Genomic DNA, 20,098 nt, shown 5'->3' on the forward strand with positions numbered 1-20,098 from the left:
GACAATATGGGCCAAGGTGACTCCACCGGAGAAAAGCGGCACGCAACCCTCCGGAGCCGGGCGGCGTCCCTGACTGCAACGGCCTGCCGTGCATCGTTCAATCAACACGGCGCGGCCGCAGGGGAGGGTGCACGATGAGCGAGGTCGAGTCCACGGACGACTCCGGCCGGGCCGCTGCCGTGGTGATCGGCGGCGGGCTCGCCGGGATCACCGCCGCGCTCGCGCTGGCCGACGCCGGGCTGCGCGTGACACTGCTCGAAGGCCGGCCGCGCCTCGGCGGCCTCGCGTTCTCCTTCCAGCGCGGCGCGCTCACCGTGGACAACGGACAGCACGTCTATCTGCGCTGCTGCACCGCCTACCGCTGGTTCCTCGACCGCGTCGACGGAACCTCGCTCGCACCCCTGCAGGATCGTCTCGACGTGCCCGTTCTCGACGCGGAGGCGGCTCCCGGACGACGGCTCGGCAGAATCGGCCGCAGCGCTCTGCCCGTGCCGCTGCATCTGGCGCGCAGCCTCGCGACGTATCAGCATCTGTCGCTCGCCGAGCGTGCCAACGTCGGCCGTGCCGCGCTCGCGCTCAAGGGCCTGGATCTCACCGATCCGGCACTCGACGCGCAGAACTTCGGCGACTGGCTCGCCGGGCACGGTCAGTCGGAACGTGCCGTCGAGGCACTGTGGGACCTCGTGGGGGTCGCCACCCTCAACGCGGTGGCCCAGGACTCCTCGCTCGGGCTCGCCGCGATGGTGTTCAAGACGGGTCTGCTGTCCGACCCGGGCGCGGCCGACATCGGCTGGGCGCGCGTCCCGCTGGGCGAACTGCACGACACCCTCGCCCGCAAGGCGCTCGACTCCGTGGGCGTGCGTACCGAGATCCGTACACGCGTCACCTCCATCTCCCCCTACGAAAACGGACGTTGGAGCGTTCAGGTTCCCGGCGAGCGCATCGAGGCCGACACCGTCGTGCTGGCCGTCCCTCAGCGCGAGGCCCACGATCTTCTGCCGGAGGGTGCCCTCGACGCCCCCGAGCGGCTCCTGGAGATCGGCACCGCGCCGATCCTCAACATCCACGTCGTCTACGACCGGAAGGTCCTCAACGCGCCGTTCTTCGCCGCGCTCGGCTCCCCGGTGCAGTGGGTCTTCGACCGCACCGAGGCGTCCGGACTCCGGGAGGGCCAGTACCTGGCCCTGTCGCAGTCGGCGGCGCAGGACGAGATCGACGAGCCCGTCTCCGCGCTGCGGGAGCGGTATCTGCCGGAACTGGAGCGGCTGCTGCCCCCCGCGCGCGGCGCCGAGGTGAAGGACTTCTTCGTGACCAGGGAGCGCACCGCGACGTTCGCTCCCGCCCCGGGCGTCGGGCGGCTGCGGCCCGGTGCCCGTACCAAGGCCCCCGGCCTGTACCTGGCCGGAGCGTGGACCGCCACAGGGTGGCCCGCGACCATGGAGAGTGCGGTTCGCAGTGGAGTCGGTGCGGCGGGCGCCGCACTGGACGCCCTGGGGCGGCCCCGCGATCACCTCCTCGGACTCTTCGAGGAGGCGGCATGACGCTCGAGCGGAGCATCGCAGGCCCCCGCACCCCCGGTACCGCAACAAGAGGAGAGATTGTGCCCACTGTGCCCCCGGCCGAAGCGGCTGCCGACGCGGTGGACGTGACCGCGCTCCTGGAGCGCGGCCGAACCCTGGCCACACCGGTGCTGAAGGCGGCCGTCGACCGTCTGGCGGCGCCCATGGACACCGTCGCCGCCTACCACTTCGGCTGGATCGACGCCGAGGGCAACCCCGCGGACGGCGACGGCGGCAAGGCGGTGCGCCCCGCACTCGCCGTGCTCTCCGCGCAGGCCGCCGGAGCCGAGCCCGAGGTGGGCGTCCCCGGCGCGGTCGCGGTCGAGCTGGTGCACAACTTCTCGCTCCTGCACGACGACCTGATGGACGGCGACGAGCAGCGCCGCCACCGCGACACCGTGTGGAAGGTGCACGGCCCCGCCCAGGCAATCCTGGTCGGCGACGCCCTGTTCGCGCTGGCCAACGAGGTCCTCCTGGAGCTCGGCACCGTCGAGGCCGGCCGTGCCACCCGGCGTCTGACCACCGCCACCCGGGCCCTCATCGACGGCCAGGCCCAGGACATCTCCTACGAGCACCGCGACCGCGTCAGCGTCGAGGAGTGCCTGGAGATGGAGGGCAACAAGACCGGCGCCCTGCTCGCCTGCGCCTGTTCCATCGGCGCGGTCCTCGGCGGCGCCGACGACCTCACCGCGGACACGCTGGAACGGTACGGCTACCACCTCGGCCTCGCCTTCCAGGCCGTCGACGACCTCCTCGGGATCTGGGGCGACCCGGACTCCACCGGGAAGCAGACCTGGAGCGATCTGCGCCAGCGCAAGAAGTCCCTGCCGGTCGTGGCCGCGCTCGCCGCGGGCGGTCCCGCCTCCGAGCGGCTCGGTGACCTCCTCGCCGAGGACGCCAAGGCCAGCGACTTCGAGAACTTCTCCGAGGAGGAGTTCGCCGTGCGCGCCGCGCTCATCGAGGAGGCGGGCGGCCGCGAGTGGACCGCCCAGGAGGCGCGTCGCCAGCACGCGATCGCCATCGAGGCACTGGACGCCGTCCCGATGCCCGAGCAGGTACGGGCCCAGCTCGTGGCGCTCGCCGACTTCGTAGTCGTACGAAAGAGATGATCGTTATCGGTCGAATAAACCTCGCGTAGTCGCCGGCCGGTGCCGTTCCCAAGCTTCGAACCTTGTTCGAGCGGGGGGATATCCATCCGAACGAACGCACCGGCCGACGGCGGACCCACAGCAGAGACACACCACTGCACGAAGGGGAAGCCATGACAGCGACGACCGACGGAAGCACCGGGGCACTGCCTCCCCGCGCTGCCTCGGCCAGCGAAACCCAGCACGAGACGACGCCCGCGGCGGCCGGGACAGTCGAGACCCGAGACGCCGCCACGCGCGCCATCGAGCGCGCCACGGACTTCCTGCTCGCGCGGCAGGACGCCCAGGGCTGGTGGAAGGGCGACCTCGAGACGAACGTCACCATGGACGCCGAGGACCTGCTTCTCCGTCAGTTCCTGGGAATCCGCGACGAGCCGACCACCCGCGGCGCCGCGCTGTTCATCCGCGGCGAGCAGCGCGAGGACGGCACCTGGGCCTCGTTCTACGGCGGTCCGGGCGAGATCTCCACCACCATCGAGGCCTACGTCGCCCTGCGGCTGGCCGGGGACGACCCGGACGATCCGCACATGGCGAAGGCGTCCGCGTGGATCCGCGAGCGCGGCGGCCTCGCCGCGGCCCGTGTCTTCACCCGGATCTGGCTCGCCCTCTTCGGCTGGTGGAAGTGGGACGACCTGCCCGAACTGCCGCCGGAGCTCATCTACTTCCCCAAGTGGATGCCGCTGAACATCTACGACTTCGGCTGCTGGGCGCGGCAGACGATCGTGCCGCTCACCATCGTCTCGGCGAAGCGTCCGGTGCGGCCCGCGCCGTTCCCGCTCGACGAGCTGCACACCGACCCGCGCCATCCCAACCCGACCAAGAGCCTTGCCCGCGTGGCCAGTTGGGACGGCGTCTTCCAGCGACTGGACCGGGTCCTGCATCAGTACCGGAAGGTCGCGCCGCGCGCTCTGCGCAGGGCGGCGATGAACACGGCGGCCCGCTGGATCATCGAGCGCCAGGAGAACGACGGTTGCTGGGGAGGCATCCAGCCGCCCGCCGTCTACTCGGTCATCGCCCTCCATCTGCTCGGCTACGACCTCGAACACCCGGTGATGCGCGAGGGGTTGGCCTCGCTGGACCGGTTCGCCGTGTGGCGCGAGGACGGTGCCCGGATGATCGAGGCGTGCCAGTCGCCGGTGTGGGACACCTGCCTGGCGACCATCGCGCTGGCCGACGCCGGGGTGCCGGCCGACCATCCGCAGCTCGTCAAGGCCGCGGACTGGATGCTCGGGGAGGAGATCGTCCGGCCCGGCGACTGGTCGGTCAAGCGGCCCCAACTGCCGCCCGGCGGTTGGGCGTTCGAGTTCCACAACGACAACTACCCCGACATCGACGACACCGCGGAGGTCGTCCTCGCGCTGCGCCGCGTCCGGCACCACGACCCGGACCGGGTCGAGAACGCCATCGGACGCGGGGTCCGCTGGAATCTCGGCATGCAGTCCAAGGACGGCGGCTGGGGCGCGTTCGACGTCGACAACACCAGTGCCTTTCCCAACCGGCTGCCGTTCTGCGACTTCGGGGAGGTGATCGATCCGCCGTCCGCGGATGTCACCGCGCACGTGGTGGAGATGCTGGCGGTGGAGGGGCTCGCGCACGACCCGCGCACCCGCCGGGGTATCGAGTGGCTGCTCGCCAACCAGGAGCCGAACGGTTCCTGGTTCGGGCGCTGGGGAGTCAACTACGTCTACGGAACGGGGTCGGTGGTCCCGGCTCTCGTGGCGGCCGGGCTGCCCGGCTCGCACCCGGCGATCCGCCGGGCCGTGGCCTGGCTGGAGACCGTACAGAACGACGACGGCGGGTGGGGCGAGGACATGCGCTCCTACGACGACGTCGGGTGGAGCGGGCGCGGTGCCTCGACCGCCTCCCAGACCGGCTGGGCGCTGCTGGCCCTGCTGGCCGCGGGGGAGAGCGACTCCAAGGCGGTGGAGCGCGGGGTCGTCTGGCTCGCGGAGACCCAGCTGTCCGACGGCTCCTGGGACGAGCCGTATTTCACGGGGACCGGCTTCCCGTGGGACTTCTCGATCAACTATCACCTCTACCGGCAGGTCTTCCCGCTCACCGCGCTCGGCCGCTACGTCCACGGAGAGCCCTTCTCCGCGGCCGAGGGGGGCTGATGGACAGGCAGCCCGCACCGGCCCCGCTGCTGATCGCCTGCGCGCTCGGCATCGAGCACCTCGCCCTGCGCATCGGCGACCGGAGCGGCGCCGGCGGGCCGGTCACCGTGCTGCGTACGGGCATGGGGCCCAAGGCCGCCGACCGGTCGGTCACCCGGGTGCTCGCCGACCCGGCGCTGACCGCGGCGGCCGTGCTGGCCACCGGCTTCTGCGCGGGGCTCGCCCCGGGCATGCACCCCGGCGACCTGGTCGTCGCCGAGGAGACCCGGGACCCGAGCGGCGCCACGCCGTGCGTGGGCACCGATCTCCTGGTCAAGGAACTCGTGCGCGCCGTGCCCGGCCGCACCGTCCACACGGGGCCGCTCACCGGCTCCGATCACGTCGTCCGCGGTCACGAGCGGTCCGATCTGCTCGCGACCGGCGCCATCGCCGTCGACATGGAGTCCGCGGCCACCCTGCTCGGCGCGGTCCGCACGGGGCCGCGTCCCGTTGCGGCCGTACGGGTGGTCGTGGATGCTCCAGAACATGAACTCGTCCGTATTGGCACGGTGCGCGGTGGAATATCAGCTTTCCGCGTTCTTCGTGCCGTGCTTCCCGCTTTCTTTGAATGGCACCGTTCTTTGTTGCTCCCTCGGAGGTGAGCCGTATGGCCATGCCGCTTCGGCAGTCCATGAAGGTCGCTGCGTACCTGTTTGAACAGAAGCTCAGGAAGCGGGACAAGTTCGCCCTGCTCGTCGAGTTGGAACCGCTCTTCGCGTGCAACCTCGCGTGCGAGGGCTGCGGCAAGATCCAGCACCCCGCGGGTGTGCTCAAGCAGCGCATGCCCGTGGCCCAGGCCGTGGGGGCGGTGCTCGAATCCGGTGCGCCGATGGTGTCCATCGCCGGCGGTGAACCGCTGATGCACCCTCAGATCGATGAGATCGTGCGGCAGTTGGTGGCCAAGAAGAAGTTCGTCTTCCTCTGCACCAACGCGATGCTGCTGCGCAAGAAGATGGACAAGTTCAAGCCCTCGCCGTACTTCGCCTGGGCCGTGCACATCGACGGGCTGCGTGAGCGGCACGACGAGTCCGTCGCCAAGGAAGGCGTCTTCGACGAGGCGGTCGCGGCCATCAAGGAGGCCAAGCGCCGCGGCTTCCGGGTCACCACCAACTCGACCTTCTTCAACACCGACACCCCGCAGACCATCATCGAGGTGCTCAACTACCTCAATGACGACCTGAAGGTCGACGAGATGATGCTCTCGCCCGCCTACGCCTACGAGAAGGCCCCCGACCAGGAGCACTTCCTCGGCGTCCAGCAGACCCGGGAGCTGTTCAAGAAGGCCTTCGCGGGCGGCAACCGGCGCCGCTGGCGGCTCAACCAGAGCCCGCTCTTCCTGGACTTCCTGGAGGGCAAGGTCGACTTCCCGTGCACCGCGTGGGCGATCCCGAGCTACTCGCTCTTCGGCTGGCAGAAGCCCTGCTATCTGATGAGCGACGGGTACGTGCAGACGTACAAGCAGCTCCTGGAGGAGACCGACTGGGACTCCTACGGCCGCGGCAAGGACGACCGGTGCGCCAACTGCATGGCGCACTGCGGCTACGAACCGACCGCGGTCCTCGCCACCATGGGCTCCCTCAAGGAGTCGATCCGGGCCGCCCGCGAGACCTTCACGGAAAGCCGCGGGTGACGTCGTGACCGCCGTTTCCCTGGGCCTCCCCGAAGTGCCGGTCCGCCCGATCGCGGAGCGCCGTGTGTCGCGGCGGATCCAGGTCGGACCGGTGGCGGTCGGGGGCGGGGCGCCCGTGTCGGTGCAGTCGATGACCACGACCCGTACGTCGGACATCGGCGCCACCCTGCAGCAGATCGCGGAACTGACCGCGTCCGGCTGTCAGATCGTCCGCGTCGCCTGCCCCACGCAGGACGACGCGGACGCCCTCGCGACCATCGCCCGCAAGTCGCAGATCCCGGTGATCGCGGACATCCACTTCCAGCCGAAGTACGTGTTCGCGGCGATCGAGGCGGGCTGCGCGGCGGTGCGGGTGAACCCCGGCAACATCAAGCAGTTCGACGACAAGGTGAAGGAGATCGCGCGGGCCGCGAGGGACGCCGGGATCCCGATCCGTATCGGGGTGAACGCCGGCTCGCTGGACCGGCGGCTGCTGGAGAAGTACGGGAAGGCGACGCCCGAGGCGCTCGTGGAGTCGGCGCTGTGGGAGGCGTCGCTCTTCGAGGAGCACGGGTTCCAGGACATCAAGATCTCCGTCAAGCACAACGACCCGGTGATCATGGTCAACGCCTACCGGCAACTGGCCGCCCAGTGCGACTATCCGCTGCACCTCGGCGTGACCGAGGCGGGGCCGGCGTTCCAGGGGACCATCAAGTCGGCCGTGGCGTTCGGGGCGCTCCTCTCCGAGGGCATCGGGGACACCATCAGGGTCTCCCTGAGCGCTCCGCCCGCCGAGGAGTGCAAGGTCGGTATCCAGATCCTGGAATCGCTCGGGCTGCGGCAGCGTCGGCTGGAGATCGTCTCCTGTCCGTCCTGCGGGCGCGCCCAGGTCGACGTGTACAAGCTGGCCGACGAGGTCACGGCCGGTCTGGAGGGGATGGAGGTCCCGTTGCGCGTCGCCGTCATGGGCTGCGTCGTCAACGGTCCCGGCGAGGCGCGGGAGGCGGACCTGGGGGTCGCCTCCGGCAACGGCAAGGGGCAGATCTTCGTCAAGGGCGAGGTCATCAAGACCGTCCCCGAGTCGAAGATCGTAGAGACCCTCATCGACGAGGCGATGAAGATCGCCGAGCAGATGGAGAAGGACGGCGTCGTGTCCGGAGAACCGGCCGTCACCGTGAGCTGATCAGCACGGACCGAGAGGGGGCCCGACGTGACGATTCTGGAGAACATCCGGGGACCACGCGACCTGAAGGCGCTGTCCGAGGCGGAACTCGGTGAACTGGCCGAAGAGGTGAGGGAGTTCCTGGTGCACGCGGTCGCCAGGACCGGCGGTCACCTCGGACCCAATCTGGGAGTGGTGGAACTGTCCATCGCCCTCCACCGGGTCTTCGAGTCGCCCGTCGACCGCATCCTGTGGGACACCGGCCATCAGAGCTACGTACACAAAATGCTGACGGGGCGGCAGGACTTCTCCAAGCTGCGTGGCAAGGGCGGCCTGTCCGGCTATCCCTCGCGCGAGGAGTCCGAGCACGACGTCATCGAGAACAGCCACGCCTCCACGGCGCTCGGCTGGGCGGACGGGCTCGCCAAGGCCCGCCAGGTCCAGGGCGAGAAGGGCCATGTCGTCGCGGTCATCGGCGACGGCGCGCTGACCGGCGGCATGGCGTGGGAGGCGCTGAACAACATCGCCGCCGCCAAGGACCGGCCTCTGATCATCGTCGTCAACGACAACGAACGCTCGTACGCGCCGACCATCGGCGGCCTCGCGAACCACCTCGCGACCCTGCGGACCACCGACAGCTACGAGCAGATCCTCGCCTGGGGCAAGGACGTCCTGCTGCGCACCCCCGTCGTCGGCAACACGATCTACGAGTCCCTGCACGGCGCGAAGAAGGGCTTCAAGGACGCCTTCGCGCCGCAGGGCATGTTCGAGGACCTCGGGCTCAAATACGTCGGACCGATCGACGGCCACGACCTCGGCGCCGTGGAGTCCGCCCTGCGCCGGGCGAAACGCTTCCACGGGCCCGTCCTCATCCACTGCCTGACGGAGAAGGGCCGCGGCTACGAGCCCGCGCTCGCGCACGAGGAGGACCACTTCCACACGGTCGGGGTGATGGACCCGCTCACCTGTGAGCCTCTCGCCCCGTCCAACGGCCCCTCCTGGACTTCCGTGTTCGGTGAGGAGATCCTCCGGATCGGCGAGGAGCGCGCGGACGTCGTGGCCATCACCGCGGCCATGCTGCACCCGGTGGGGCTCGGGAAGTTCGCCGAGAGATTCCCCGACCGGGTGTGGGACGTCGGCATCGCCGAGCAGCACGCCACGGTCTCCGCGGCCGGACTCGCGACCGGCGGCCTCCACCCCGTCGTCGCCGTCTACGCGACCTTCCTCAACCGGGCCTTCGACCAGCTCCTCATGGACGTCGCCCTGCACCGCTGCGGCGTGACCTTCGTCCTCGACCGGGCCGGGATCACCGGTGTGGACGGCGCCTCGCACAACGGCATGTGGGACATGTCGATCCTCCAGGTCGTGCCCGGCCTCAGGATCGCCGCGCCGCGCGACGCCGACCAGTTGAGGGCGCAGCTGCGGGAGGCGGTCGCCGTCGACGACGCGCCGACGATGATCCGCTTCCCGAAGGAGTCCGTCGGTCCCGCGATCCCCGCGGTGGACCGGGTGGGCGGGCTCGACGTCCTGCACCGCGGCGAGCGCCCCGAGGTGCTGCTCGTCGCCGTGGGAGTGATGGCCCCGGTCTGCCTCCAGGCGGCCGACCTGCTGGAGGCCCGCGGCATCGGCTGCACCGTCGTCGACCCCCGCTGGGTCAAACCCGTCGACCCGGCGCTGCCCCCGCTCGCCGCCGAGCACCGGCTCGTCGCCGTCGTCGAGGACAACAGCCGGGCGTCGGGCGTCGGCGCGGCCGTCGCGCTGGCCCTCGGGGACGCCGAGGTCGACGTGCCCGTCAGGCGGTTCGGCATCCCGGAGCAGTTCCTCGCGCACGCCAAGCGCGCCGAGGTGCTGGCCGACATCGGGCTCACGCCCGTGGAGATCGCCGGGCGGATCAGCGCCGGCCTGGCGGTCAGGGAAGCGCGGTCCAAGGCCGCCCACGAGCTGTCGAAGGCCGCCGACGTGCCGGCCGAACATGAATTGTCCAAGGAGAAGAAGGAATGACCGACCCTGCCCAGAAGGGGGAGTTCGACCTCGGCGCGCTCCTCGCCGAGCGCGGAGCCGAGCGCTACGAGCTGCACTCGAAGTACCTGAACCACCAGCTCCCGCGCATGCTGCACACCATCGGATTCGACAAGGTCTACGAGCGGGCCGAGGGCGCGCATTTCTGGGACGCCGACGGCAACGACTACCTCGACATGCTCGCCGGATTCGGGGTGATGGGCCTCGGCCGCCACCACCCCGTCGTCCGGCGGGCGCTGCACGACGTCCTCGACGCCTCGCTCGCCGACCTCACCCGCTTCGACTGCCAGCCGTTGCCGGGTCTGCTCGCGGAGCGACTCCTCACCCACAGCCCGCACCTGGACCGCGTGTTCTTCGGGAACAGCGGTACGGAGGCCGTCGAGACCGCGCTGAAATTCGCGCGGTACGCCACCGGCAGGCCGCGGATCCTGTACTGCTCGCACGCCTTCCACGGGCTGACCACCGGCTCCCTGTCCGTGAACGGCGAGGACGGCTTCCGCGACGGCTTCGCACCCCTGCTGCCCGACACCGCCGTCCCGCTCGGTGATCTCGACGCCCTGGCGAGGGAGCTGAAGAAAGGCGACGTCGCCGCGCTGATCGTGGAGCCGATCCAGGGAAAGGGCGTCCACGAGGCCCCGCCCGGATATCTGCGCGCCGCCCAGGAACTGCTGCACCGGCACAAGGCACTGCTCATCGCCGACGAGGTGCAGACCGGCCTCGGCCGGACCGGGGACTTCTACGCCTACCAGCACGAGGAGGGCGTCGAACCGGACCTGGTGTGCGTGGCCAAGGCGCTCTCCGGAGGCTATGTGCCGGTCGGCGCGACCCTCGGCAAGGACTGGATCTTCAAGAAGGTCTACTCCTCGATGGACCGGGTCCTCGTGCACTCGGCGAGCTTCGGTTCCAACGCGCAGGCGATGGCGGCGGGCCTCGCGGTGCTCTCCGTCATGGAGAACGACCAGATCGTCGCCAACGCCCGGGCCACCGGCGAACAGCTGAGGTCCCGGCTGGCCGCGCTGATCGACCGGTACGAGCTGCTCAGCGATGTGCGCGGCCGGGGCCTGATGATCGGCATCGAGTTCGGCCGGCCCAAGTCCCTCAAACTGCGCAGCCGCTGGACCATGCTGCAGGCAGCGCGCAAGGGCCTGTTCGCGCAGATGGTCGTCGTCCCGCTGCTCCAGCGGCACCACATCCTCACCCAGGTCTCGGGCGACCACCTGGAAGTGATCAAGCTGATCCCGCCGCTGGTCATCGACGAGCACGACGTCGACCGGTTCGTGGAGGCCTTCACCGCGGTGATGGAGGACGCGCACAGCGGCGGCGGGCTGATGTGGGACTTCGGGAAGACGCTGGTGAAGCAGGCGGTGGCGAACCGCTGAGACCCGCTGGGCCCGCCCTCTCCGGCGGGCCGACGGTGACACGGCGGGACTCTCCGGCGGGCCGACGGTGACACGGGTCTCTTTGCCTCTGGGACAAGAAAATTGCCCCGGAGGCAATCATCGGGCTCAATGGAGCTATGAGCCCCGATCCAGGGACGGCCGACGAGCCGTCCGACGAGCTGCACGCCGTGGCGCCCCGGCTCCGCGCGCTGCGCCGCGGCGCCTCCCTCACGCTGGAGGCCGCGGCCCGTGCCGCGGGACTCTCACCCGCCCATCTCTCCCGTCTGGAGACCGGGCAGCGCCAGCCCTCGCTGCCGATGCTGCTGACACTGGCCCGCGTCTACGGTACGACGGTCTCCGAACTGCTCGGCGAGACGGTCGCCGACCGTGACGCGATCGTGCGGGCCGCCGACATGGACCCGGCCCCGGCGGGCGGCTGGACCTACTGGCAGGCCGGCGCGGCCGGCCGCGGCATGCAGGCACTGCGCGTGCACGTCCCGTACGGCTCGCAGGGCGACATCGTGCGCGTCCACCCCGGCGAGGAGTGGCTGTATGTTCTCCAGGGGCGGCTCAGGCTTCGCCTCGGGGACACCGCGCACGTGCTCGCACCGGGGGACAGCGCCCACTTCGACTCGCTCACCCCGCACCGCATCGCGGCCGCCGAGCGCGACGGGGCCGAGCTCCTCTTCGTACACACCCTCTTGCAGAGCCCCGTCGCCGCGCTGTGCCTCGGCGCGGCGACCGGCCACCCCACCTCGGGAGAGACGTCATGACCGAACCCACAGAACCCCGCCGGCGCTCCATGGAGGAGAAGTTCCCGCGCGCCCTGTGGGTGCGGCTGATCATCTATGTCGCCGTCGGCCACCTCTTCGCGGCCTTCATCTACCTGCTCTTCACGCTGGGCGCGCAGAACCAGTAGCTCCTCGGCCGGGCGCGCCGGACAGGCCGACGCCCGGGCCGGCGAGAGGAAGCGGCGGACGCCCGGCGTCGGCGCGAGGAGCCGGTGGACGCCCCGCATCGGCGCGCGGCTCAGTCCAGCAGGCGCTCGCGCAGGCGCTCCCGCAGCTCCGGCGTCATGCCCAGGCCCTGCTCCAGATAGACGTCGACGCTGCCCCAGGTCTCCTCGATGGTCTCGAAGGCGGCCGTCAGGTACTCCGCGCGCGCGTCGAACAGGGGGCTGAGCAGCTCCATGACCTCGGGGGAGTACGCGGAGGCCGAGGAGTTGTTGCGGTGCACCTTGTAGCGGCGGTGCGCGGCGTTCGACTCCAGGTAGTCGGCCACGATCGCGTCGCGCTCGACGCCGAGGGCGAGCAGGGTGATGGCGATGGACAGTCCGGCGCGGTCCTTGCCGGCCGCGCAGTGCATCAGCGCGGGCACGCTGTCCTCGGCCATCTCGCGCAGTACCTGGGAGTGCTCGGCCGTGCGCTCCTTGATGATCCTGCGGTACGAGCCGATCATGCGGTTCGCGGCCTTGCCGTCGCCGAGGATCGCGTGCAGCTGGTCCAGGTCGCCGTCGCGGACCATCTTCCAGAACTCGCTGCCGTCGGCCGGGTCGGACAGGGGCAGATTCACGTTCCGCACGCCCGGCAGATCGACGTCCGGGCCTTCCAGCTTCTGATCCGCGGCGTTGCGGAAGTCGAAGATCGTGTGGAGCCCCAGGGAGGCGAGGAACGCGGCGTCCTCCTCCGTGGCGTGCGCGAGGTGACCGCTGCGGAACAGGTGCCCGTAGCGCACTCGTCGGCCGTCCGCGGTGGGCAGTCCGCCCACGTCGCGGAAGTTGCGCACTCCGCCGAGCTCGGGCTCGGTCGACGGGACCTGCTGCGTCACGGGGGCTCCTCCCATTCGGCCGGCGGCGTCGCCCGGCTGGACTCGGCGTCGCGCGTCGGCAGTTGTCTTCGGCTCGCGCTCTCGACGATACGACATGGGTTCCTGAGGCAATGAGTTGTCCACAGGCGGCACATCAGGGCGCGGCACCCGTGATCATGTCGGCCCCGATGGGGTCTGTCCGGCACCGCGGGAGCCGATGATCGAGATCGGCGCGGAAGCCCGGACCTGGCCTCTTCCCGGGGCGAGCGGCGGTCACGAGACCGACGTCACCGACCGTGCGGCGGTCACGCGAGATGTCAGCGACCTCGCGTCGGTCACGGCGCGCGTCACCGAGCGCGACGAGCCGACGCGTCCGCACCGGGTCCGGGGATCACGTACGGCGCCACCGCGTCGAGGTGCGGCGCCATGCGGGCCGGCCGCATGGCTCCGGACGAGCGAGCTGAGGCTCGACATAAGTGCATGAATATTGCGAAAGCTCTCAAATCGCCCTAGAGGGGGCATCGCCACCCCGCGGTGTGCGGACCGGACTCCGTGAGGGTCTGGATGTGATGGATATCCGCCGACGTCGCATGTGACTGTTCTGTCCGAAATAGCGCCTTCATTCCAACTGTCCCTGAAATAAGGCACCGTGGGACGAGTCGCGTGAGGAGCGTCATATTCGTGACGATGCGTTGCCGTCCCCATTTCTCAACCGGCCCGCATTCCCGGGCGGGTTGAGGGGCCGTAAAGATCGTCATTCCACAGAGGGTGACGGCAATTCCCGCATGGATCAAGAAAGGCGAGCGCACAGAAACCGCACATAGTTGTCGACGCGCTCTCATCTCGCTTACGTTCTGCCTCAATCCGGACGGACGCCCAATCCTGCCGCCGCCCGGAATCCGCACACTCACCCGTACACGGCAGGAGCGGGGGACCCACAGGTTCCGTGCCTGGTCCGGTCTCCGGAACAGGCTAGGGGTACAGCCGCGCAGCAGCGCGGCCGGGCATCTCCAGCCCGCACCCGACAGCTCACCTCGCAGGCGCCGGAGAGGAATTCGTCATGCCCGCCAAGGGTAAGCATCGCCGTCCGAAGTCCCTGCGTCTCACCCGCTCGATCGCCGTGGCCGGCACCGGTGGCGCCGCGCTCGCGCTGCCTCTGATGGGAGCCACGGGCGCCCACGCCGCGACCCCGGCCACCGCCGTCGCGCACCACGTCGAGAAGGCCGCGACCGCCGCTCCCGCGGCCAAGAAGGCCGCCACGACGAAGACGTACGCGGTGAAGTCCGGCGACTACCTCTCGAAGATCGCCGACGAGCAGAACGTCACCGGCGGCTGGAAGAAGATCTACTCGGACAACCGCTCGGCCATCGGCGGCGACCCGTCGCTGATCCACCCCGGTCTGAAGCTGTCGCTCGGCAAGAAGGCCGCCTCCGCCGGCGCCACCCACTCGTCCACCCGAACGAAGGCCCCTGCGGCCAAGGCCCCCGCGGCCAAGGCCGAGAAGGCGACCACGGCCACCAACGCGGCCTCCGCCAGCAGCAGTTCCGGCTACACCCTGCCCGTCGACGGCGCCACCCTCGGCACCAGCTACAAGCTGGCGGGCAGCATGTGGTCCAGCGGCTACCACACGGGTGTGGACTTCGTGGTCCCGACCGGCACCACGATCAAGTCCATCGCCGCGGGCACGGTCGTCTCCGCGGGCTGGGGCGGCGCCTACGGCAACCAGGTCGTCATCCAGCACGCCGACGGCCGGTACTCCCAGTACGCCCACATGTCGGCCCTGTCCGTCTCGGCGGGGCAGACCGTGACCGCGGGGCAGCAGATCGGCGTCTCCGGCGCCACCGGCAACGTCACCGGACCGCACCTGCACTTCGAGGTCCGCACCACGCCGGACTACGGCTCGGACGTCGACCCCGTCGCGTACCTGCGCGCGCACGGTGTCACCGTCGGCTGACGCCCAGCCCCGCTCCTGAAGCCAAGCCCTGCTCCTGACGGCAGGACTGACTCCGAAGGCCGGACCCCACGATCCCCGGGGTCCGGCCTTCGGTGTTCCCCGTACAAGGCCTGTGACCGCCGCGGCGCGAATTCGCGCGATGTTCCCCGCCCGTGGGTGCTCGCTGCTTCAACAGCCTTGATCTGAGAGCTATTCCGGAGTTGACCAATACTTGGCCAGTGGCCTTTCTCACCGCACGTCAACCCTTCCCTACGGTCGCGTAGCTCACATCCGAGGGTGAATCATGGCTCGATGTGGCAGACGATTCGAAGAGTGACAACAGATCAGTGATCGGGTCGTACGTGGCGGTGGGGGACAGCTTCACCGAGGGCGTCGGCGACCCTGGGCCCGACGGGGCCTTCGTCGGTTGGGCGGACCGGTTCGCGGTCCTTCTCGCGGACCGGCGCCCCGAGGGCGATTTCACCTACACCAATCTCGCCGTACGCGGCAAACTGCTCGACCAGATCGTCGAGACCCAGCTCCTGCGGGCCAAGGAGCTCGGCCCGGACCTGGTCTCGTTCTGCGCGGGCGGCAACGACATCATCCGGCCCGGTACCGACCCCGACGAGGTCGCGGAGCGCTTCGAGCGCGCGATCGTCGACCTCACCTCCGCCGTCGGCACCGTCATGGTGACCACCGGCTTCGACACCCGCGGCGTCCCCGTGCTCAAGCATCTGCGCGGCAAGATCGCCACCTACAACGGACATGTGCGGGCCATCGCGGACCGCTACGGCTGTCCCGTCCTCGACCTCTGGTCCCTGAAGACGATCCAGGACCGCCGCGCCTGGGACGGCGACCGCCTGCACCTCTCGCCCGAGGGCCACACGCGGGTGGCGCTCCGTGCCGGACAGGTACTCGGTCTCGACGTGCCCGCCGACCCGGACCAGCCCTGGCCGCCCCTGCCGCCGCGCGGCACGCTCGAGATGCGGCGCGACAACATCCAGTGGGCGCGCGAGTACCTGGTCCCGTGGATCGGACGGCGGCTGCGCGGGGAGTCCTCGGGCGACCACGTGGCGGCCAAGGGCGCCCTGTCACCGGACGACATCAAGATGCGCATCGAGTCGGTGGCCTGAGACGGGACCTCCGTCGCGGCGTCACAGGCGGCGAGGGTGCGGGCGGCCCGGCTCGGCCGGTAGGGCGCGGGTCGGGCACGGCGCCCGGGGCGGACCCGCGCCGACCGGTGAGGTGAGGGCGAAGGAGTGGCTCGGGACCGCGTGACGGGGCAACGGGGCTGGGCACACGGGAACCGGCGCACGGGAACGGGCGCACGGAATGGGGCACCGTGCCCAGCCCTAGCGCACTGCCGCCACCAACGCCTCGCGTTCGAGGCCCAGTTCGCGGGCGAGGGCCTCGTCCGCCCACTCCTGGGTCCGCGCCCGTGACACGGCGCCCGCGTACGCCGTCATCTGGACGGCCAGGCCGTCCAGCAGCGCCGTGAGCCGGAGGGCCGCACTCGTGGGGTCCGGGCAGCGGAACTCGCCCGCGGCCACGCCCTCCGCGATGACCTCGGTGATCGCGGCCTTCCACTGCCTGTCCAGATCGCGGGTGACCTCGCGCAGCGCGGGCTCGCGCAGGGCGGCGGCCCAGCCCTCGATCCACAGGCGCCAGCCCTTTGCCTGGCCTGTCGGGGCGTACCAGCGCACGGCGGTACGGAGGCGTCGCAGTGCGGTCGTACGGCGGCCGAGCAGCTTGCGGAGATGGGCGAGGTCGTCCTCGGCCGCGTAGGTGAAAGCGGCGGCGACCAGCTTCTCCTTCGTCGAGAAGTGGTACAGCACCAGCGCGTTGCTCACCCCGAGGGACGAGGCCACGTCGGCGATCCGTACCGCCGCCACGCCCCGCGCCTCGATCTGCTCGACGGCGGCCCGCAGCAACTCCTCGCGCCGCTCCGCCACGCTCAACCGCACTCTCGCCACGCGGCAACCCTACACAGCCCCCTCGGGAGTGACCCCGCGGGAGTTGACGCCTTCTCGGCGCCCTCGGCGGCCCGGCCCGCTCGGGCGACTCCGGCCGGCCGCTGGACGGCCACGGACCATCCGGCGTCGTGGACGGACTCGGTCGGGCGTGTACGGGCGGGCCCCTTGACCGCCAGGTCCTCGACGGCAACCCGACGATGGAACGGCGGGGCGCGTGCTCAGGGGCTCCGGGCCGTCATCCGTACCACCCGAACCGCTCCGCGATGACCGGCAGCCGGTCGGTGACGATGGCGTGGGCGGCGGCCCGGGGTGTCGTGCCGTCGGCTTCGGCGCGGGCGAGCGTCTGGCCGATCAGGGCGCGCATCGAGCGCCGGGTGTGGGCGAACGCCTCGTCCGCGTCGGCGCCGATGTCGCCGAACAGCGTCCACCACCACCAGGCGTTCGTGCCGGAGTTGACCACCACGTCCGGCAGGACGGTGACCCCGCGCGCGGCGAGCAGGGTCTCCGCGTCCGACAGGACGGGCATGTTGGCCGCCTCCACGATCCAACGGGCCCTGATCCCGGCCTGGTTCGCCGTGTCGATCGCGTACGACACCGCGGCGGGCACCAGAACCTCGGCATCGGCGGACAGCCAGGCGTCACCCGGGAGCTCACGGTCGGCGCCGCGCAGCACCCCGCGGTCGACCGTCCCGTACGCGTCCCGCCCGGCGAGCAGCGCCTCGACGTCGAGGCCGTCCGGGTTCGCGATCGTTCCCTTGACGTCGGCGACGGCCACGATGCTGAGCCCCGCACGGGACAGGAAGCGCGCCGTGGCCCCGCCCATGGTGCCGAGGCCCTGCACGGCGACGCGTGTACCGGCGTACTCCACCCCGGCCCGGTCCAGGGCCGCGAGGACCGACTCGGCCACGCCGCAGCCGCCGACCAGTTCGTCGAGACCGATGCCGTCCACCTCGACCGCGAAGGCGTCCGCGAGCCGTCCGCGGGCCGCCGTCTCGTCGTCGAGCAGCGGGTACACGGCCTGGATGGACGAGACGAGCCCGGCCTCCTCGGCCGCCCGGTCGACCAGGTCCTGGGTGAGCCCGAGGTCCTCGCCGGTGGTCCAGAAGGCCTCGATGTACGGGCGCATGGCGCGCAGGTAGCGCACCAGCAGGCCGTACGCCGCCGGGTCCTGGGGATCGCAGTCGATACCGCCCTTGGCGCCGCCCAGCGGGATGTACCGGCCCTCGGGGTTGTAATGCAGGGCCTCTTTCATGGTCATGCCACGGGCGAGCCCGGTGACCTCCTCCAGCGTGCAGCCGGGCCGCATCCGCAGACCGCCGCTGGAGACGCCGCGCACGAGCCGGTCGACGACGAGGAAGCCCGGGCGGCCGGTGACGTGGTCCGTCCAGGTGAGCGTCATCAGGGGGGCGGTCATCGGGTCTCCTCGGGGATGGCGATCAGGGTGGGGCCGGGGGTGTGCAGTGCCTCGGTGAGCGCGGCGGTCAGCTCCTCCGGGCTGCACGCGCGCGTGCCCTGTCCTCCGTAGGCGCGGGCCAGGGCGGGCAGGTCGACCGGTGCGAGGTCGACCGCCGTGGGGGTGTCACCCCGGGCGGCCATCTCGTCGCGGATCTCCCCGTAGCCGCCGTTGTCGAACACCACGACGGGCAGCGGGAGGTGGAGCTGTGCCGCGGTCGCCAGTTCCTGCACCGTGAACTGGAGGCCGCCGTCCCCGCTGAGTGCCACCACCTGGCGGTCGGGGCACGCGGTCCTGGCGCCGATCGCCGCGGGCAGCGCGTAGCCGAGCGTGCCGAAGCCGGTCGGGTGAAGATAGCGGCCCCCGGGGCCGAGCGGGAGGTGCGGGAGCGCTCCGTAGTAGCAGCACTGGGCGCTGTCCGAGGTGATCACGGCGTCTTCGGCGAGGACGGAGCGGACGGCCCGCAGGTACGGGATCCAGCGGGCGTCGCGCCGCGCGGTCTCGGCGTTCCGCGCGGCCCGCAGAACCCCAGCCCCCAGGGCGGGGTCCTCGTCCGCCACGCGCGCGCGGCGGCGCGGGCCGCCGGCCCCCTCCACGGCCGCGAGCAGGGCCGTCAGGGAGACCCGGGCGTCGCCGACGACGGCGATGTCCGCGGGGAGGCCCGCGTACATCTGGTCCGGGTCCAGGTCCACGCGGATCAGCGTGCCGTTCAGGGCGGGCGGCGCGGTCCACAGATCGGACTCGGCGAGTTCGGTGCCGACGGCGAGCACGGCGTCGCGTTCCGCGAGCCAGCCCAGGACCGAGGGGCTGTGGAGGGACACGCCGAGGGAGAGCGGGTGGGTCTCGGGGACGATCCCCTTGCCGTTGGCCGTGGTGAGGACGGGAGCGCCCAGCTCCTCGGCGAGGGCGAGGCCCGGGGCGGCGGCGCCGCGCGCGCCGCCGCCGAGCACGAGCGCCGGACGGCGTGCCCCGCGCAGGGCTTCGGCGGCCCGCTCCACGGCCGCCGCGTCGGGGGCGAGGGTGAGGACGGGAGGGGTGATGCGGACGGGACCCGTCTCCTCGGCCGCCTCCAGGAGATCGAGGGGGATCTCGATGTGCGCGGGGCGCGGCCGGCGGGTGCGGAACAGGGTGAAGGCGCGCGCCACCGCCGCGTCGATCTCCGCGACCGAGGACACGCGGTGACTGAAGGCGGCCACGCCCCGCAGGGCCCCCGTCTGGCTGCGCGTCTCGTGCAGCAGACCGGTCGCGAGACGGGGGTGGCGCAGGGGCATCCCGGGGGAGACGACGAGCAGTGGCACGCTGTCCGAGTAGGCCTGGCCGATGGCTGCCGCCGCGTTCAGCAGGGCGGGCCCCGTCGTCGTGATCACGACACCCGGGCGATGGGTCACGCGCGCGTAGCCGTCGGCGGCGTATCCGGCTCCCTGCTCGTGGCGCGTCAGGAGGTGCCGGATGCCGTACGCGGACAGGTGTCGGTAGATCTCCAGATTGTGCGTTCCGGGGATGCCGAAGACCTGGGTCACGGCATGGCCGCACAGGGCGCGGACGAGGGCCTCGCCGCCGGTGATCCTCTCGCCCATCACGGGCTCCGCGCGATGACGCGCCGCACGGCGCCCGAGACGTCCTCGGTCGGCGTCGGCCGGGCGTGGCGGTCGGACACGGTGCCTCCAGGGAGCGGGCGGGCCGACGCGACCCGTGGGCCACGGGACGGTTCCGTACTACTGAATCATGAGTCAGTATCGGAACGGGGGTCGGGTCATGTCAACGCACGGGATCGACCATCGGTGGGGGTGCCGGAGCGACGCTCGTCGCGCGGTGGTGTACGAGAACGTTTCGCTTCCGAGGAAGAACCACGTGCACGCCGGGGTTGAGCACATACAGACCCGGGGCCACGGACATCGCGCCGC

At 71.2% G+C, this 20,098-nt stretch carries 17 protein-coding genes and 1 riboswitch; of the genes, 13 read left to right on the plus strand and 4 right to left on the minus strand.

All coding sequences use genetic code 11. From position 1 onward, the window contains the following. Positions 1-6: 6 nt before the first annotated feature. From OG788_RS36645 to OG788_RS36695, 11 genes are all read left to right on the plus strand, one after another. Positions 7-138, plus strand: coding sequence for a DUF6380 family protein (locus tag OG788_RS36645; RefSeq protein WP_406376945.1), 132 nt, complete (start codon positions 7-9; stop codon positions 136-138). After that, entirely contained in the window at positions 135-1,541 is a 1,407-nt protein-coding gene (hpnE, locus tag OG788_RS36650) for a hydroxysqualene dehydroxylase HpnE (protein WP_406375312.1), read from the plus strand. The genes OG788_RS36645 and hpnE overlap by 4 nt, the downstream gene beginning before the upstream one ends. Further along, entirely contained in the window at positions 1,538-2,668 is a 1,131-nt protein-coding gene (locus tag OG788_RS36655; protein ID WP_406375313.1) for a polyprenyl synthetase family protein, read from the plus strand. The genes hpnE and OG788_RS36655 overlap by 4 nt, the downstream gene beginning before the upstream one ends. A 152-nt stretch (positions 2,669-2,820) precedes the next feature. After that, complete coding sequence (gene shc, locus OG788_RS36660) at positions 2,821-4,821, plus strand: squalene--hopene cyclase (protein ID WP_406375314.1); 2,001 nt, start codon at positions 2,821-2,823, stop codon at positions 4,819-4,821. Continuing rightward, positions 4,821-5,462, plus strand: a complete 642-nt coding sequence (locus OG788_RS36665; RefSeq protein WP_351540993.1) for a 1-hydroxy-2-methyl-2-butenyl 4-diphosphate reductase — start codon at positions 4,821-4,823, stop codon at positions 5,460-5,462. Before shc ends, OG788_RS36665 begins: the two co-directional genes overlap by 1 nt. 5 nt (positions 5,463-5,467) lie before the next feature. Then, a complete protein-coding gene (gene hpnH / locus OG788_RS36670) occupies positions 5,468-6,490 on the plus strand; it encodes an adenosyl-hopene transferase HpnH (protein WP_261706226.1) in 1,023 nt (340 codons plus the stop codon). Between the two features lie 4 nt (positions 6,491-6,494). Next, complete coding sequence (gene ispG / locus OG788_RS36675; RefSeq protein WP_351540990.1) at positions 6,495-7,652, plus strand: flavodoxin-dependent (E)-4-hydroxy-3-methylbut-2-enyl-diphosphate synthase; 1,158 nt, start codon at positions 6,495-6,497, stop codon at positions 7,650-7,652. A gap of 27 nt (positions 7,653-7,679) precedes the next feature. Beyond that, positions 7,680-9,632 (plus strand): 1-deoxy-D-xylulose-5-phosphate synthase, encoded by a 1,953-nt coding sequence (gene dxs / locus OG788_RS36680; protein ID WP_406375316.1) that lies wholly within the window; start codon positions 7,680-7,682, stop codon positions 9,630-9,632. Continuing rightward, positions 9,629-11,029, plus strand: a complete 1,401-nt coding sequence (locus OG788_RS36685; protein WP_406375317.1) for an aspartate aminotransferase family protein — start codon at positions 9,629-9,631, stop codon at positions 11,027-11,029. The genes dxs and OG788_RS36685 overlap by 4 nt, the downstream gene beginning before the upstream one ends. A 137-nt stretch (positions 11,030-11,166) precedes the next feature. Continuing rightward, on the plus strand, positions 11,167-11,802 hold the full coding sequence (locus OG788_RS36690; protein WP_406375318.1) for a helix-turn-helix domain-containing protein: 636 nt from the start codon (positions 11,167-11,169) through the stop codon (positions 11,800-11,802). 29 nt (positions 11,803-11,831) lie between these two features. Then, positions 11,832-11,948 carry a DUF6126 family protein gene (locus OG788_RS36695; protein WP_356166334.1) on the plus strand — a complete coding sequence of 39 codons (117 nt, stop codon included), beginning with the start codon at positions 11,832-11,834 and terminating at the stop codon, positions 11,946-11,948. A 110-nt stretch (positions 11,949-12,058) separates the two neighbouring features. On the opposite strand, the gene OG788_RS36700 is transcribed toward OG788_RS36695, so the two are convergent. Then, the gene (locus OG788_RS36700; RefSeq protein WP_351540978.1) at positions 12,059-12,856 is read right to left on the minus strand and encodes a tyrosine-protein phosphatase; all 798 of its coding nucleotides are present in this window, start codon (positions 12,854-12,856) and stop codon (positions 12,059-12,061) included. A gap of 877 nt (positions 12,857-13,733) precedes the next feature. Next, positions 13,734-13,891, plus strand: a riboswitch (cyclic di-AMP (ydaO/yuaA leader). A 4-nt stretch (positions 13,892-13,895) separates the two neighbouring features. Between OG788_RS36700 and OG788_RS36705 the strand changes: the two genes are divergently transcribed. Continuing rightward, the gene (locus OG788_RS36705; protein WP_406375319.1) at positions 13,896-14,789 is read left to right on the plus strand and encodes a peptidoglycan DD-metalloendopeptidase family protein; all 894 of its coding nucleotides are present in this window, start codon (positions 13,896-13,898) and stop codon (positions 14,787-14,789) included. A 326-nt stretch (positions 14,790-15,115) separates the two neighbouring features. After that, positions 15,116-15,901: an SGNH/GDSL hydrolase family protein gene (locus OG788_RS36710; RefSeq protein WP_406376946.1), complete on the plus strand. Its 786-nt coding sequence runs from the start codon at positions 15,116-15,118 to the stop codon at positions 15,899-15,901. A 219-nt stretch (positions 15,902-16,120) separates the two neighbouring features. Here OG788_RS36710 and OG788_RS36715 read toward each other — a convergent pair whose 3' ends face one another. The 3 genes from OG788_RS36715 to OG788_RS36725 form a co-directional block, all read right to left on the minus strand. Continuing rightward, positions 16,121-16,741, minus strand: coding sequence for a TetR/AcrR family transcriptional regulator (locus OG788_RS36715; protein ID WP_406375320.1), 621 nt, complete (start codon positions 16,739-16,741; stop codon positions 16,121-16,123). Positions 16,742-16,976: 235 nt separating this feature from the next. Beyond that, entirely contained in the window at positions 16,977-18,155 is a 1,179-nt protein-coding gene (locus OG788_RS36720) for a Glu/Leu/Phe/Val dehydrogenase dimerization domain-containing protein (RefSeq protein ID WP_406375321.1), read from the minus strand. After that, positions 18,152-19,771 (minus strand): thiamine pyrophosphate-dependent enzyme, encoded by a 1,620-nt coding sequence (locus OG788_RS36725; RefSeq protein ID WP_406375322.1) that lies wholly within the window; start codon positions 19,769-19,771, stop codon positions 18,152-18,154. Before OG788_RS36725 ends, OG788_RS36720 begins: the two co-directional genes overlap by 4 nt. Positions 19,772-20,098 lie beyond the last annotated feature (327 nt).

Source organism: Streptomyces sp. NBC_00647 (genome assembly GCF_045207245.1).
Classification (GTDB): domain Bacteria; phylum Actinomycetota; class Actinomycetes; order Streptomycetales; family Streptomycetaceae; genus Streptomyces.